14 protein-coding genes are annotated in these 15,609 nt (G+C 72.2%); 10 read left to right on the plus strand and 4 right to left on the minus strand.

The genetic code is table 11. The annotated features are described in order from the left end of the window. Positions 1–190 precede the first annotated feature (190 nt). Positions 191–781 carry an HhH-GPD-type base excision DNA repair protein gene (locus K8Z49_RS14560; protein ID WP_021594732.1) on the minus strand — a complete coding sequence of 197 codons (591 nt, stop codon included), beginning with the start codon at positions 779–781 and terminating at the stop codon, positions 191–193. A gap of 94 nt (positions 782–875) precedes the next feature. On the opposite strand from K8Z49_RS14560, the gene K8Z49_RS14565 reads away from it, so the two are divergent. The 10 genes from K8Z49_RS14565 (at position 876) to K8Z49_RS14610 (ending at position 10,954) form a co-directional block, all read left to right on the plus strand. Beyond that, the gene (locus K8Z49_RS14565) at positions 876–1,583 is read left to right on the plus strand and encodes a molybdopterin-dependent oxidoreductase (protein ID WP_024936156.1); all 708 of its coding nucleotides are present in this window, start codon (positions 876–878) and stop codon (positions 1,581–1,583) included. Then, positions 1,570–2,277 (plus strand): cytochrome b/b6 domain-containing protein, encoded by a 708-nt coding sequence (locus K8Z49_RS14570; protein ID WP_412521057.1) that lies wholly within the window; start codon positions 1,570–1,572, stop codon positions 2,275–2,277. Before K8Z49_RS14565 ends, K8Z49_RS14570 begins: the two co-directional genes overlap by 14 nt. Positions 2,278–2,412: 135 nt before the next feature. Next, a complete protein-coding gene (locus K8Z49_RS14575) occupies positions 2,413–2,661 on the plus strand; it encodes a hypothetical protein (RefSeq protein ID WP_021594729.1) in 249 nt (82 codons plus the stop codon). 186 nt (positions 2,662–2,847) lie between these two features. Continuing rightward, the gene (locus K8Z49_RS14580) at positions 2,848–4,386 is read left to right on the plus strand and encodes a hypothetical protein (protein WP_412521059.1); all 1,539 of its coding nucleotides are present in this window, start codon (positions 2,848–2,850) and stop codon (positions 4,384–4,386) included. A gap of 97 nt (positions 4,387–4,483) precedes the next feature. Continuing rightward, positions 4,484–6,016: a TY-Chap domain-containing protein gene (locus K8Z49_RS14585; protein ID WP_412519215.1), complete on the plus strand. Its 1,533-nt coding sequence runs from the start codon at positions 4,484–4,486 to the stop codon at positions 6,014–6,016. 61 nt (positions 6,017–6,077) lie between these two features. Further along, positions 6,078–8,351, plus strand: a complete 2,274-nt coding sequence (locus tag K8Z49_RS14590) for a TY-Chap domain-containing protein (protein WP_412519217.1) — start codon at positions 6,078–6,080, stop codon at positions 8,349–8,351. After that, positions 8,348–8,716 carry a hypothetical protein gene (locus K8Z49_RS14595; protein ID WP_021599015.1) on the plus strand — a complete coding sequence of 123 codons (369 nt, stop codon included), beginning with the start codon at positions 8,348–8,350 and terminating at the stop codon, positions 8,714–8,716. Before K8Z49_RS14590 ends, K8Z49_RS14595 begins: the two co-directional genes overlap by 4 nt. A 29-nt stretch (positions 8,717–8,745) precedes the next feature. Further along, positions 8,746–9,498 (plus strand): LamB/YcsF family protein, encoded by a 753-nt coding sequence (locus K8Z49_RS14600; protein WP_021599014.1) that lies wholly within the window; start codon positions 8,746–8,748, stop codon positions 9,496–9,498. Continuing rightward, positions 9,495–10,109, plus strand: coding sequence for a 5-oxoprolinase subunit PxpB (gene pxpB / locus K8Z49_RS14605; RefSeq protein WP_021599013.1), 615 nt, complete (start codon positions 9,495–9,497; stop codon positions 10,107–10,109). Before K8Z49_RS14600 ends, pxpB begins: the two co-directional genes overlap by 4 nt. Then, positions 10,106–10,954 carry a biotin-dependent carboxyltransferase family protein gene (locus tag K8Z49_RS14610; RefSeq protein ID WP_412519219.1) on the plus strand — a complete coding sequence of 283 codons (849 nt, stop codon included), beginning with the start codon at positions 10,106–10,108 and terminating at the stop codon, positions 10,952–10,954. Before pxpB ends, K8Z49_RS14610 begins: the two co-directional genes overlap by 4 nt. 13 nt (positions 10,955–10,967) lie before the next feature. On the opposite strand, the gene K8Z49_RS14615 is transcribed toward K8Z49_RS14610, so the two are convergent. The 3 genes from K8Z49_RS14615 to K8Z49_RS14625 all read right to left on the minus strand — a co-directional run bounded on the left by K8Z49_RS14615 (position 10,968) and on the right by K8Z49_RS14625 (position 15,411). Continuing rightward, positions 10,968–11,663, minus strand: a complete 696-nt coding sequence (locus K8Z49_RS14615; RefSeq protein ID WP_024936150.1) for a histidine phosphatase family protein — start codon at positions 11,661–11,663, stop codon at positions 10,968–10,970. Between the two features lie 73 nt (positions 11,664–11,736). Beyond that, the gene (locus tag K8Z49_RS14620) at positions 11,737–12,822 is read right to left on the minus strand and encodes a winged helix DNA-binding domain-containing protein (protein WP_412519222.1); all 1,086 of its coding nucleotides are present in this window, start codon (positions 12,820–12,822) and stop codon (positions 11,737–11,739) included. Between the two features lie 54 nt (positions 12,823–12,876). After that, positions 12,877–15,411, minus strand: a complete 2,535-nt coding sequence (locus K8Z49_RS14625) for an AAA family ATPase (RefSeq protein WP_024936148.1) — start codon at positions 15,409–15,411, stop codon at positions 12,877–12,879. Positions 15,412–15,609: the final 198 nt, after the last annotated feature.

Genomic DNA, 15,609 nt, shown 5'->3' on the forward strand with positions numbered 1-15,609 from the left:
CGTCCCGGAAGGACGCGCGAGGCGGCCGTCCGGACGGCGAGTAGGAGATGTTACGGCGCCTCGGCATCACAGGGTGTCAACCCGCCTCGCTCGGCGAGTTGACAGGCCGGTCGGCCGTCTCCGCAAGCGTCCTGCCTGGCGGTATCCGCTTTCCAGCGGCCCTGCTCGCCTTCCTGGCGATCTTGTTCGCTTACTTGGCGGCCTTGGTGGCCTTGGCGGCGGCCTTCATCTCCTGCTTGAAGGCACGCACCTTTGCGAGGGACTCGGGGCCGGTGATGTCGGCGACCGACCGGTGCGAGCCCTCCTCACCGTACGCGCCGGCGGCCTCCCGCCAGCCTTCCGGCCGGACCCCGTACTGCTTGCCCAGCAGCGCGAGGAAGATCTGCGCCTTCTGCTTGCCGAACCCTGGAAGACCGTTCAGGCGCTTGAACAGCTCCTTGCCGCTCTCGACGTCCTTCCACACGTTCTCGGCGTCCCCGTCGTAGTGCTCGACGAGGTACTGGCACAGCTGCTGCAGGCGCTTGGCCATCGAACCCGGGTAGCGGTGGACGGCCGGTTTCTCCGACAGGAGCGCCGCGAACCGCTCGGGATCCTGCGCGGCGATCTCGTGCGCGTCCAGATCATCGGTGCCGAGCCGCTGGGCGATGGTGTACGGGCCGGTGAAGGCCCACTCCATCGAAACCTGCTGGTCGAGCAGCATGCCGGCCAGCGCGGCCAGCGGGCTGCGCCCGAGGAGCTCGTCGGCCTCCGGACGCTGCGTGAGATGAACCTTCGTGGCCATGCGCCCAGCTTAGGGCGGGCTCCGAATCTGTCAGAAGTCTTACGGACATCACGGAAACCTGGCGGGCCGCAGGCCGCGGTGTTCGAATGGAGGGGTGAAAGAGGAGGAACGAGCGGAAGGCAGCCCGGTCGGACGGCGGGTCGTGCTCACGATGCTCGGCCTCGGCGCCGCGGGGGTCGCCGTCGGAGCGTCCGTCCAGGACAAGGTGAGCCGGACCCTGGCGCCGGTAGGACCGATCGGGGACGTCCTACCGGCGGCGGGCGGGTTCCGGTATTACTCCGTCACCCCCAGCGTGAAGCGTCACAGCGCCGCGACCCACCGGGTGACCGTTACCGGCCTCGTGGACAAGCCGCAGTCGTTCGGCATGGCCGACCTGGCGCGGTTCCCGCAGACGGTGCTCGACAGGGACTTCCAGTGCGTGACGGGCTGGCGTGTGCCGGATGTGCGGTGGGTGGGCGTGGCACTGCCCGATCTGCTCGACGCGGTCGGCGTGTCCTCCCAGGCACGCGCGGTGCGGTTCACGTCGTTCGACGGCGTCTACACCGAGTCACTCACGCTGGCACAGGCGCGTCGCCGAGACGTTCTGGTGGCGACCCAGATGATGGACGACAAGCCGGTCACTCACGACCACGGCGGGCCGACGCGGCTGTACGTGGCGCCCATGTACGGCTACAAGTCGCTGAAGTGGCTCGACGGCATCGAACTCACCGACAAGGTGAGGCCCGGTTACTGGGAGAACCTCGGTTACGACGTGGACGCGTGGGTCGGACGGTCGAACGGGCGTGATGATGAGCCGACCTGACCACCCTCCGAGGTGGCTCGTCCGGTTCACCAGAGCCGAACGTTCGATTCACCATGCCACCGCGCTCTTGATGTTGATCTGCCTGGTGACCGCGGCAATGCTCTACCTGCCGATGCTGTCGACACTGGTGGGCCGCAGGGAGATGGTGAAGACCGTGCACGTGTGGTGCGGCTTCGCGCTGCCTGTGCCGGTCCTGCTCGGGCTCGCGTCCCGCGCGTTCAGGGCCGACCTCCGCCAGTTCAACAGGTTCGTCCCAGCGGACTGGGACTGGCTCAAACGCAGCGACCGTCGGACCGTGCAGGGCGGCCGCGGGATCCTTCCCGTGGGGAAGTTCAACGCAGGACAGAAGCTGAACGCGGCGTTCACGGCGGGCGCGATCCTCATCATGCTCGGCACCGGCGAGATCATGACCTTCCCCGGGCCGTGGGGCGACCGGTGGCGGACGGGCGCGACGTTCGTCCATGACTGGCTGTTCCTCATCATCGTCGTGGTGACCGCGGGGCACCTGTGGGAGGCGTTGCGGGACCGTGGCGCGCTCAACGGGATGCTCACGGGACGGGTCGATCCGGGCTGGGCGGCGCGGCATCACTCCCGTTGGGCGGACGCGCAGGTCAGGGCTCGGACCGGCGATCCGGACGAAACCTCCGGTGACCGGGGGTCAGAATTTGCGAAACGACGTCCCGGTACGTCTTGACTTGCCCCGCAAAAACGCTGGAATGGGACATCGAGGCGGGGTTCGCGGACGCTTCCATGGCGGCCGTAGGTGGTGCCGCGTCTCGGCCGGCGGCATCCCCGTCCGCCGGAACCCCGTGCGCGGAGGTGTGCGCAGATGCCTGCACTGGCCGATCACCGGAGCGAGATCCGCGACGCGCTCGCACGACGGCTCTGTGACGAGTTCACGACCTTCCCGTCGGAGGCGGTGCACCGGTGCGTGGCCGACGTCCAGGCGTGCATGGCCCATCTGGGGCTCGATGCCACGCCCGCCAGGGTCGAGCGGATGGCCCGCGAGCATCTCACCGGAATCCTTAAATCGGAGCCGCCCTCCGGGCGTGCGCCCGCCGGTGGGGTGGACGGCTGAGCGGCCGACCGATGGGAGGCCTGTGGCGCGGCGGCCCATTCCGGCCTTCACCGGTGTCCTTCACACCGGCCTCGCCGGATCTGAGAAGCTAGGACGGTGAGTCCCCGCAGCCGCAACCGCTCCTCCGGGGACCCGGCCTGGGACGGCCCCACACCCTCGAACGAGATCTCGGCGATTTTCGACGGCATGCTCCGGCACGCCCGGGAACTGCTCGCCGTCCGCAGTCCTTTGGACGCCGAACTCATCGTCAGCGAGATCCTCGGCTCGTGGTGGGGGCAGCGCGTGCCCGACGGGGACGTCGAGGAGGTCATCGGCGAGGCCCTGGTCGCCCATGCCGGGGCCGCGCGGACGCCGGCCGCGCTCGCGCTGCTCACCGGGGTCGCCTACATGGGAACTTCCAGGCAGGCGGCCATGGCCGAGCGCGCGGCCCTGGAACTGATGGCCGACGGCGTCGCCAGGCCCGGATGGGCCGACCGGGTGGGCATGGTCGAACCGGAGGCCTGCTACGTGTCCAGGGACGTCTACGGCGACCAGGACTCCGTCATCTGCACCTACACCTACGGGGGCACCGAGCGGCACGCCCTGGTCATCCTGGTGGACCGCAACAAGGCCGGAGCCGTCCAGCCGTCCACCGGCCCGTTCACTCCCGCGGCACATGCGGGACGCCCGCCCACGAGCGGGATGGTCAGGGACGCCTGGGTCTCGTCCCAGGTGGAGAAGCTCCTCGACCATTGCCGCAGGGAAGGCCGCGACAACCCGCTGATGCGCTTCGAGCAGTTGGACTCACGCGACACAAAGGCCTTACTGCGGAGCGCCCTCGATCTCACCAACACAACCGACGACCCGCCGGTGAGCGAGAACTTCGGCTCCTACCACGCGTTCGTGCGCGCGCGGGTGGACATCCTTCCGCCGGGTGGGCGGCTGCCCCAGCCGCCGGTGTACGGGCGGGACAGGCGCGCGACGATCGCGGCCAGGTTCCTCGCCTCCGATGAAGCGGAAGAGCTGTCGGACCTCTCCGCGGCGAGCCGCTGCGTGGACCGCATCATCGACTACGGCTGCACCCACGACTTCGGCCGGCCGTTGCGGGTCAGCCCGATCAAGTGCGAGATGTTCCTGCTCGACTGGCTTCCGCGGAAGGTTCTCCTCTCCCCGTCGGAACAGGAAGCGGTCCCCCACGTGCTGGCCGCGTGGGTGCGCTGGGCGGGCAGGCGCACGGGGCTGCCGGAAGAGGGGATCAGAGCCACGCTGGACGCCCTCTGGGACGCGACCGCGAAGTTCGCCGAGGCGTACCGCGACCCGTCCGCTTTCGGTCTCGACCGTGAACTGGTCGACCGCCTGCTGCCCGACGGCGACCTGGAGGCGCTGCCCCGCCGGGCGTTCGCCCTGCCGTTCCTCTCGGGCACGCACCGGCACTCCGGCCGGCACGGCTTCATCGACCTGTCGAAGCTCGATCCCGCCGATCCCGACGACCGCCGCGTCATCCTGGAGTTCGAGCACCCCGGCGGCGACGAGGACCACCTCGACGCGCACGTCCGCCTCGCGGAGAGGCTGTGGGACGGTGATCCCCCGCAACTGTGGGACACCGCCCAGTCGCTCCTGGACGTCGGCTACGAACGCCACAAAATCCTGCACAAACTCATCGACGTCCTCGACCGCTCCGGGGGTGATCCAGAAGCCCTGCGCGAGGGTCTGCGTGTGCTTCGTCACGAACCACCGCCCGAGTGAACTCCCGGTTTGCGCGCGGCGCTCCCGGCGACAATCATCGGTTCCCGGGCATGGTCTCGCGGGACCCGGGTCAGGCCCCCGGTCGTAGGGAGTGATCTTGTTGGAGTGGTCCGAGTTCGCCCGGCGGCTGGGACGTGAGCTTGCGGGTCTCGAAACGGACACGATCCTCATCGTGCGCGAGCGCGATGAGAGCCGTCACTACGTCCAGGCCATGCGCGAGCCCGACCGGCTCTACGCCGAGGCCGTCAGCAACAACTTCCTGGAAGGGCCGCTCCTCCTCACCCTGGCCGACGAGGAGGTCATGAGCGACGCGGGCTGGCGCCCGCCCGCCGACCCCGCCCCGCGCAACTGGTGGACGGAGCTGCCGGAGACGGGCATGCCCGGCGGGATGCCGGCCGTGACCGACGCCGACTACTCGCGGCTGGCGGACGTGATGGTCACCGCGCTCAGGGACGTGCAGGGCGTACGGCGCCCGTCGGACCTCGTGTACGAGTCGTTCCACCGGCACGGGAACGGCCTGATCGAACTCCTCGGCTTCGGCATCGACGTGGCCGACCCGTCGCGCGTGAACAAGCGCCGCGCGTCGTCCGGCGCCGTCCCGGAGGCGAACCCGCTGCCCGCCGGCCCTCCCTCCACGGGCACCCCCATGCCGCTGCCGGAGCAGGCGGTGCCCGGCATGAACGCCGAACTGCTCGAACCCCGCCTGGCCGAGGCCAAGGCGAACGGCGACAACACCACCTACTTCAGGCTGCTGGCGAGCGCCGACCTGGTTCTCCCGGCGACCGCCTCGGCCGTGGAGGACCCCGACCGCGCCGAGTTCCCCACCATCACGATCGGCGGCGACACCTACATCACGGTGTTCACCTCGCCGGGTGCCCTCGCGCGCGCCGGCGACCGCCACCCCGGCCTGTACCGGCGCGTGTCCTTCGGGCAGCTGGCGTCCGGCTGGCCCGACCCCGCCTGGCGGCTGGCCATCAACTGGGGCCTGCCGAGCGAGGTCCTGCTGGACTCGTCCGTCATCGGCCGGCTGCACACCGGTCAGGACGTCACGCCCGCCGCGGCACCGGACGTCCCCAACCCGTACGGTGCGGTCGAACCGAACGCGCTCGCCGGGCCGAACCCCGTCGCCGGCGGTTCCGCGCCGGCGGTCAACGGTTCGGGCCCTGTCGAGGACGGCCCGTTCGACGACTCCCACACCGCGATCGATCCGTACACGGCGGCCGACCTGCGGGCGGCGCTCGAAGCCGGTTCCCCGGAGCCGCCACGTCCACGCCCGGAGCCGGAGCCGGAGCCTGAGCCGGAGCGCACGCGGCCCGAGCCGGCGGCGGCCCCCCTGGGCGCGCCGACCAACTCCCCGGTCGATCCCCCGGCCAACTCCCCGGCCGAAATCCCGGCCGAAATCCCGGCCGAAATCCCGGCCGCCCTCCCGGCCGAGGATCCGCCGGCTCCGCGAAGGGCGCCGGCCCACGGCAAGCGGCCCGCCAGCGTCCCCATGCGGCCACCTCACGGCACCCGTCTCTGGCGTACGACCGGCGAAGGCGACCGGACACCGCTCGCGATCTTCGACGCGGTGGGCGGCATCTGGGCGCCGGTGAGGGCGGACGCCGTTCCGGCTCCCTGGACCGAGTGACCCAGCGTTCGGCTACCGTCGAGTACGGCATCCTCCCCGCGGACGTGAAAGTGGATCCCGAGTGGACTGGAACGACTTCGCCCAACGGCTGACTCTGGAGCTTTCACGCCTGCCCGTCACGTCGTTCCTCATCGTGCAGGGGCCCAGCGGGTTGCCCTATGTCCAGGCCATGAGGTCGGAGGGCGCGCTGGACGCCGAGGCCGTCGGAAGCGCGTTCCTGCCCCGTCCGCTGGCACCGCGCCAGGAGCGGCGGCTGAGGGCGCTCGGCTGGGAGCCGCCGGACGAGGAGGAGCGCAAGAACTGGTGGGACCGGCTCACCTTCCGGGAGCGCGGCGGGCGTGCCTCCACCGAACTCCTGGAGGCGTGCGCCCTTCTCGCCGGGCAGATGATGGGCGCGTTCCGCGACGTCTACCGCATCGAGTCCCCGCTCGAACTCGTCTACCAGGCGAGCAGATCCGGCCCCGACGGCGGGCCGCTGGCGCTGCCGGGTCTCGGCATCCCGCTGGCCGTCCCCGAGGAGCAGGGCCGTTCCGGGCAGGCGGCGTCCCGCCGGGCGCGTCCCTCCGGATCCACCCTGGAGAGGGCGCTCACCGAGGCCCGCGAACGCGGTGACCAGCACGGGTACCTGGAGCTTCTCGCACGCGCGGTCCTCTACCTGCCCGCGCCCGGCGATCCGGAGGCGGCCGGGCAGCAGTTCGCCACGGCCCAGTTCGGCGACGGCACGTTCATCCTCGCCTTCACCTCCCCCGAGGCGATGGATCGTTCCCTCCAGGGGCAGGCGGTCCATCACCGCCAGGCGACGCTGGCGGAGCTGTCCCGGCGCTGGCCGCACCCGGAGTGGCAACTGGCCGTGAACCCGGGCCTTCCCAGCGCGTGCTACCTGGACGCCAACGCGCTGCTCGAACCCGAGGAGCCGCGCCGGGCCGCGCCCACGCCGCCCGCGCCCACGGACGTCCACGTGGCGGGCCCGTCCAAGCGGACCCGCGGCAAGGCCGCCCGGCGGGACCCGGCCGCGGGACGCCGGGCCCCCAAGTCGCCGGAGAGCCCCGAACGGGCCCGGACCGGACCGGACGTACCCTCCGAGGCTCCCGCGCCGTCACGGGCGGGCACAGCCCCGGCGGGCACCTCACCCGCGCGCCGACCTCCCGCTCCGGCGCCCCCGGCTCCGCCGCCGGTGGCGCCGCCTCCGGCTCCGGCGCCGTCCGCCGCGGCGCCACCGGCCGCCGCGCCACCGGCTCCTCTCCCGCCGGTTCCGGCTCCGGCTCCGGCTCCACCGGCCCCGGCCGCGCGGCCGGCGGCTCCCGCCCCGCGTCCCGCGCCCGAGCCGCGGACTCCCGAGCAGCGGACTCCCGAGCAGCGTCCCGCCCCTCCTCAGCCGGCCCGCGCCCCGGAGGCCCCGGCGGCGCGGGAGACGCCCCCCGACCAGCGGCGCCTGCCCTCGCGCCGGTCCGGTGCCCCGGTGAACCCGTCCCGCGAAACGCCGAGCGACCCCCACGGCCTCCCGGTGGCGCCCCTCTACGGCCAGCGCGATCGCGACAAGGCGACCACCCGGCAGCAGAGCATCCCCACTGCCGCGGCCCAGGCCGATACCCGTATCGGAGGAGCGGGATCCGCTCAGGAGGTCCCTCCTTCCGGGCATGGCGGGCAGGGCGTCGTCCAGGACGCCCCGAGCCCGGCCCCGAGCAGGCCGGGCGCACGAGACGCCGCGTCCAGGCACACAGCGCAGGACGTCCCTGTCGCGGGTCACGGACGTGGCGGCGCGGAGGGCAAGCGCGATGTGCCGGCGACGCCACCGCAGAGCGCGCCGTCCCCCAAGGAGCAGCAGCCTCCGGACAGGGCGTCCCAGATCGTGGTGATGCAGAAGGTCCTGCGGCCGGAACATGTGCAGCACTACCTGGAAGGCGGTTACGACCTCGTCGCCGGTTACGTGCACCGGTTCCAGGACCTGCGGGAGATCAGGACACCCGCGGCACTGATCCGGGCGCTCGGGCTGGTGTACGAGGGTTCGCCGTTCTCACCCGCGGACGAGCAGGTCTTCGTCCTCCGCTGGCCGGCGGTCAAACCGGCCCTGTTCCGGCGCCCGCTGGGCGGGATCGACGAGTGGAGCATGGGGATCATCCCCGGCGGCTGGGTGATCGAGAAGGCGCCGTTCCCCGGCTCCGGCTACGCGCCCGGCGACGGGCCCGCCATCCCCGAGTTCAAGATCGAGAGCCAGCGGCTGCCGCACGCCGCCGAGATGTACCGGCTCGACTCCGAAGGCGCGGAGACCCTCGTGGCGGGTTACGACGCCGACCTGCGCAGGTGGGTCGTGAAGCGGCCGGGAGGACACCGGTGACCATCAGGCACGGCTTCTACGCGACCTGGCGGGGCACCGAGTACGAGGCGAGCCCGGACGAGGACCTCGTGCGGCTCTACGCCACGCGGCAGGCCGAAGGGTTCCGTCAAGTCGCACCGGACAGGTACGTGCGGGTGGTGCCCCTGTCGGAGGTCGACCAGCTCCGGTACGTGACGACGCACTGCACATGGCGTGGCGAACCGTTCGTCGTCCTGGGCGAGCACGACGGCTGGTTGCGCGTGGAGTACAGCGGAGGCAAGGCGCCACTGGCGGAGGCACTCGGGCTGGAGCTCTTCGACCGGGGCGTGTACCAGGCGTGGGCGTCCGAGCACGAGGTCGAGGGTCTGCACGAGGAGACCGTCTGAGGCACGCGGATCGGTGGTAGGTCTTGGGCATGGCGGTCATCGACATCAACGCCGACCTCGGCGAGGGGTTCGGCATCTGGGAGCTGGGCGACGACCTGGCGCTGCTCGACGTCATCACGAGCGCGAACGTGGCCTGCGGTTTCCACGCCGGCGACCCGCTGATCATGCGCCGGGTGTGCGCGGCGGCGGTCGAGCGCGGGGTGACCATCGGCGCGCAGGTGTCCTACCGGGACCTGGCCGGTTTCGGTCGCCGCGAGATGGACGTGGCCGCACCGGAGCTGACCGCCGAGATCCTGTACCAGCTCGCCGCGCTGGACGGCATCGCGCGCGTCGAGGGCGGGCGGGTGGCCTACGTCAAGCCGCACGGGGCCCTCTACAACCGGGTCACGCGCGACGCGGCGCAGGCGCGTGCGGTGGCCGACGCGGTACGGGAGTACGACCCGTCACTGCCCTTGCTGACCCTCCCGTCGTCCGCGGTGCGCGACGTCGCCGACGGGCTCACGGTGGTCACCGAGTGCTTCGCCGACCGTGCCTACACCCCGTCCGGGGCGCTCGTGTCCCGCCGCGAACCCGGCGCGGTCATCCACGACCGGGAGGCCGTGGTGGAGCGCGCGGTACGCATGGCCGTGAAGGGCACCGTCGTCGCCGTGGACGGCAGCGAGGTCGCGTTGAAGGCCCGGTCCATCTGCGTTCACGGTGACACGCCCGGTGCGGTGGCGCTGGCCCGGTCCGTCCGGTCGGCCCTGTCCGACGCCGAGGTCGCGCTGGAGCCGTTCGCGTGAACGTCCTGCGGGCCGGTGACCGGGCCCTGCTCGTCGAGACCGGCGACCTGGCGACCGCGCACCGGCTGAACGCCGCGCTGAGGGACACGCCGCTCCCCGGCGTCGTCGACGTCGTCCCCGGCGAGCAGACCGTCCTGGTGATCGCCGGCGCGTCGGCCGATCTGGACCGGATCGCGGCGGGGCTCCCGCGGCTGCGGCTGCCCGGCGACGCCGAGGGGGACGCGGAGCCGGTGGAGATCCCGGTGGTCTACGACGGCGAGGACCTCGACGAGGTCGCCGACCTCACCGGGCTGTCCCGCGACGAGGTCGTCCGCCGCCATTCCGCGGCCTCGTACACGGTCGCCTACCTGGGGTTCTCCCCCGGCTTCGGCTACCTGTCGGGGCTGGACCCGGCGCTGCACGTGGCGCGGCGCGAGTCTCCCAGGACGTCCGTGCCGGCCGGCTCGGTCGCGATAGCGGGACCGTACGCGGCCGTGTACCCGTCCCGGTCGCCGGGGGGCTGGCGGCTGCTCGGGCACAGCGGCCTGCGGTTGTGGGACGTGTCGCGCGACCAGCCGTCCCTGCTCCGGCCCGGGATGCGCGTCCGGTTCGTGCCCGAGGAGCGTCCTTGATCGAGGTCGTGCGACCGGGGCCGCTGGCGACCGTCCAGGACCTCGGCAGACCCGGCCGCGCCCACCTCGGCGTGCCCCGGTCCGGGGCCGCCGACGAGGGCGCGTTCCGGCTGGCCAACCGGCTCGTCGGCAACCCCGAGGGATCGGCGGGCGTGGAGTTCACCTTCGGCGGTGCGGCCCTGCGCTTTCGTGACCGCGCTTGGGTCGCGGTGACCGGGGCGCCGGTGCCGGTGCGCATCGAGGGCCGGGCCTGCGGGACGCACGCACCGTGCCATGTGCGGGACGGTGCCGTCCTCGAACTCGGCACGCCCTCGGCAGGACTCCGGAGCTATCTCGCCGTGCGGGGTGGTGTGGTGGTCGATGAAGTGCTGGGGAGTCGTTCCACCGACCTGCTGTCCGGTCTGGGACCGGCGCCCCTCTCCCCTGGCGACCGGCTGCCGGTCGGCTCGGTCGAGAACCTCGATGACATCACCGTTGACGTCGCGCCGGCGCCGCCTCTCCCTGAGATACCGGTGTTGCGCATCATCCCCGGGCCGCGTGATGACTGGTTCACCGAGGACGCCATGGTCACGCTCACGTCCAAGCAGTACGAGGTGTCGCCGGACAGCAACCGCGTAGGCGTCCGGTTGGACGGACCGCCCCTCGTCCGCGCGCGCGACGGCGAACTGGGCAGCGAAGGCATGGTGACCGGTTCGCTCCAGGTTCCGCCCAGCGGGATGCCCATCATCTTCCTGTCCGACCATCCGACGACGGGCGGGTACCCGGTGGCCGCCGTGCTCGCCTCCGCCGCGATCGACGTTGCCGCGCAACTCCGTCCCGGGCAGAAGCTGCGTTTGCGTCTCTAGGTCGGTTCCGTCTCTAGGTCAGCGGTGCCGGGGCGGACCAGTCCAGATGGGAGACGTCGTTGAACCCGCGGATCGACGCCAGGCCGCCGAGCCGCACCAGCCGCGAGATCGACCCGTTGTCGGGGGCGAGGAACGCGAACGGCCTGGCGCCTGTGGCCGACGCGAGCGCCTGCGCGATCACGCCGCCGTGGGTGAAGACCGCGATCCGGCCGCCCGCGTGCGCCGCGGCGAGCCGGGTCATGCTCTCCTCGACACGCGCGGCGAACGCCTCGGAGTCCTCCGCACCCGGGATGACGTCCCAGCGCTCTTCGGCGAACATCCGCTGGGCCACCGGGTCGTTCTCGGCGACCATCTTGCGGAACAGCCCGCCCTCCCACTCGCCCAGGTGGACCTCGCGCAGCCCGGCCTCGACCTTGGGTTGCAGGCCGAGTCGGCGGGCCAGCGGCGCCGCAGTCTCCTCCGTGCGGCGCAGAGGTGTCACGTAGAGGGCGTCCAGGTCCTCCCCGGCGAGGCGCTCGGCGACCCGCTCGGCCTGTTCGCGGCCCTCGGGGGCCAGTTCCGGGTCGCCCTGGCCGTTCACCAGCGGGAACGGCCGGTCAGGATGCGCCGGTGCCGAGGCGCCGTGCCTGATCAGGAGCACGTCGGTGGCGCCCTGCGGGGCCTCGTAACGTGTCTGCCGGTACTCGTTCGGTTCGTCCCGCTCGTCCACGCTGGGCACCCTAGACGACCATGGTGGACGCGGTGTGCGGCGGGGCTCGCTTCGCCGGGGGAGGCCCGCGCGGTCAGGACAGCAGAGGCTTGAGGCGGTTCGTCTCGTCCTTGAGCGGGCCCGCGGGGATGTCCTCGAATGCGGTCACGGCCAAGTCGCCGTTCTTGGCGTCCCAGACGCCGGCGACCCGTCCCCCGTACAGGACGACCGGGGAGATCCAGCCGGCGGCTCGGCTCACCTTGCTCCTGTGCTCTGCGGGCACCAGGTACGTCGCGCTCGTTCCGGCGCCCAGCACGTACTGATCGAAGGCTCCGAGAAGCCGGACGGAATCCGTCGGCCGGGTCTCCATCAACTCGTCCTTGTGCTCCTCCAGGACGAACATGGGTTCGCCCTCCACCTCGACGGTGGCCAACCCGTCCTCTGCTGCGGCGAACCAGGCCTTGAGGTCCTTTTTGCGGTTCTGCTTGCGCATCAGCCAGTTGTCGAACGCGTCGGCGGTCGCAGGACCGTGAGCGCCCAGGTACGCGTGGATCACAGTGCGGGCGGCGTCCTCCACCGCCGGAAGGCCCGCCCAGCCGGGCAGCCATCGGGCAGGTGAGGTGAACGTGACCCTGTTGCCCTGCGGGGGGCCGTAGCAGAGCACGCCCCACCAGGCCAGCGGCTTCAGCAGCGTTCCCCAGCCGGAGCCGAGCACGTCGGCGAGATGCTGCGATCCCGTCCTGTCCACGACGGCCCGGGCGAGTTCCTCACGGGTGAGCGCGGCGCCCTCGGACAGGGCGTCGGTCGCCGCGGCCGCGATCGCCTCCAGGTCGGCCGGGGTGGCGCCGAAGGTCCGCTGCCAGCTCCCTTTCTCCCAGTGGCGGGCGGCCGAGCAGAGCACGAGATGCGCGGCGGCCTGGTCGGCGGGCAGGAGGTGCAGGGTGCCGCGCGCCGCCCATGTCTTGACGAGCGTCCGCTCGTCCAGCAGCGCCCGTGCCACCTCGCCGGCGACGGGGGTCCGCTGGCGCACCGCGACGGCGAGCTCGGCCGCGGAGGCGACCTGCGCCTGCACGCCCGCCAGCCGCCGGGCGATGTCGAGCGCGGGGGCTTCCTCCGCCTGCTCGACGTACTGCCGCCGCATCCGCCAGGCCAGCACCTGATCCCACGTCACCGAAGACATGCCCCGATTACACCGCAGCCCACCGACGGTCTACGCACCCTCCAGCGGGCCGGGTCAGGCCAGGCGGTGGGTCAGCTCGCTGAAGGCGTCCCGCACATCGTCCGTGGTGAGGAGCGTCAGGTCGGCGGTGGTCGCCGCGGATCCGAGCCGCGCCGCTCTGAGGGCACGGCACGCGCAGGCCTTCTCGTACATGGAACGGGCGAAGCGGCCGTTGCCCAGCTCGTCGATGCGGCCCGTTCCACACGCGCGCTGGAAGACGAGGGCGAGGTCGTCCAGAGCACGCTCCTCCCATCGGTCACCCCCCTGCTCGGCGATGAGCTGCGCGATACGGAGCAGTTCGTCCGGCCCGTAGGAGGGGAAGTCCACGCGCACGTCGAAGCGGGAGGCGAGGCCGGGGTTGGACGACAGGAAACGGCCCATGTCCGCCTCATATCCGGCCAGGATGACGACGAGGCGGTCACGGTCGTCCTCGGCGCGCTTGAGCAGTGTCTGCACCGCCTCCGCGCCGAACGCGTCCCCGCCGGAATAGCCAGGGTTGCTGAGCGCGTACGCCTCGTCGACGAACAGGACGCCGCCCAGGGCCGAGTCGATGACCTTGTTCGTCTTCAGCGCCGTCGCGCCGAGATGTTCGCCGACGAGGTCGGCGCGCTGGGCCTCGACCACCTCGGGCCGGGCGAGGAGGCCGAACGCGGCGAAGATGCGGCCGAGAACCCGGGCGACGGTGGTCTTGCCCGTGCCCGGCGGTCCCGTGAAGACGAAGTGGCGCGTCGGCGGGCGGGTGACCAGCCCCTGCTCCTGCCGCATCCTTGCGACCTGGAGCTGGGCCGCGATCTCCCGGACCTGCCGCTTCACCGGCTCCAGCCCGATCATCGCGTCGAGCGAGCCCAGCGCCTCGTCCAGCGTCGGGGTCTCGGCGTAGCCGCGGAACCGTTCGGTGACCTCGGCGAAGGCGGTCTCGACGTCTTCGGCGCGCACGGTGACCAGATCGTCGGCGGTGGGTCTGGCGGGCTCTCCGGACGCCGAGACGGACTCGACCACGCGGACGTCCCGCGCGCGCGCCGCCGCCTCTGTCAGCGACCGGACGAACCGTCCGTTTCCCAGATCGTCGATGATGCCGCGCCGTTCGACCTCGTCGAAACGGTCCGCGAGTCGTCTGCGGGCCTCCGCGTCCAGACGGTCGTCGCGGAGGCCGGTGTGGTACTCGGCGATCTGCAGCAGCTCCGAGGGCCGGTAGGACGGGAAGTGCACGCGCGTGCCGAACCGGGAGGCGAGCCCGGGATTGGAGTCGAGGAACTCGGCCATCTGTGCGTCGTACCCGGCCAGGATGATGACGAGGTTGTCGCGGTCGTCCTCGGCGCGCTTGAGCAGCGCCTGGACCGCCTCGTCACCGAACCGGTCGGGCTGCCCTTCGGCGGAGTTGACCAGGCTGTACGCCTCGTCGATGAACAGCACCCCGCCCAGGGCGGAGTCGACGAGCCGGTTGGTCTTGATGGCCGTGGCCCCGAGGAACTCGCCGACCAGGTCGGCACGGTGCGCCTCGACCAGGGCGGGCTCAGGGAGCAGACCGAACGCGTAGAAGATCTTGGCCAGCACGCGGGCGACGGTGGTCTTGCCGGTCCCCGACGGCCCCACGAAGACGAAATGCCGCATGGGCTTCTCGGTGGGCACCCCCGCGGCCGCACGCATGTGCGCGGCCTCGATGGACGCGGCGATGGAGCGCACCTGCCGCTTGACCGGCTCCAGCCCGATCATGTTCTCCAGTTCCGCGAGCGCGTCCGCCACGGAGATGTCCGGTGACTCGTCCGTCCTGCGCTCCGGGGGCGCCTGCCGTTCGGGGACGGACGCGGCATCGGCCGCCTGCGCCGCGGCACGCTGGTCCGGGACCCCCTGCGCGGCCGTGGCACCGGTGTCCTCACCGGTGGGACGGCGATCGGGCCTGGCCGGCCTGTCCGGCCGTTCACGCGGCCCCGCCATGCCGTCCCCTTTCGGGCTGGCCTGCTCCTGCACCCAGCCTGTCTCGTACGCCTCCGCGGGCACCGTGCGCCTGGCCCGGTCCCAGCGGTAGGCGAGGACGGCCAGCGCCGCCGCCCAGCCGGGCGCCACGCCCGCCGCCGGCAGCGGATGCGCGAGCGCCGCCGCCGCCACTCCCGCGGCGGCCAGGGCCAGGAGGGTCGTCCGCCACGGCGTGTAACCGCGCAGGCGGTAGGCGACGAACGCGACGGGCGCGGCCAGGGCGCCGAGGAGCACGGCGGGGTTCAGGTACAGCGGCGTCCCGTCGTCCGGGTAGAGCCCGCCCAGGGGGACCGACACGCCGAGCCACGCCAGGATGACCGCGACGACCGCCATCCCCGTGGGCGAGCGCAGCGTCAGGTGGACGACGACCACCGCGATCACCGTGAACGCGGCCGCGCCGAGGATCGGCCCGTCCAGGACGACCGTCGCGGAGAGCACCAGGGCGAGGAGCAGCACCGCGCCCAGGAACCGCAAGCCGGGAGTGACCTGGAAGTAGCGCCACCGCAGGCGCTCGAAAAGATCCCGCGCCGCGGCGTCCTTCGCCGGGCGGGAGCGGGACCTGCCGAACAAAGCCATCAAGAGCGAGTAAAGCGCAGGACCGCCCGGAACGGGACTCCCCCGGCCCGGTTCGTTGCGTTCTCCCGACCCTGCCTGGTGCGGAACCGAACGCACCCGGCGCGGGGGCCACGACATTCGTCCTGTCCAGAAGTCCGGGCCCTACGATCGGTGACGCGAGCCGTCACCTGCCTGAAGGAGATCCCTTGACCGACTCCA

Origin of the sequence: Actinomadura madurae (genome assembly GCF_047130825.1) — a bacterium.
Lineage (GTDB): Bacteria > Actinomycetota > Actinomycetes > Streptosporangiales > Streptosporangiaceae > Spirillospora > Spirillospora madurae.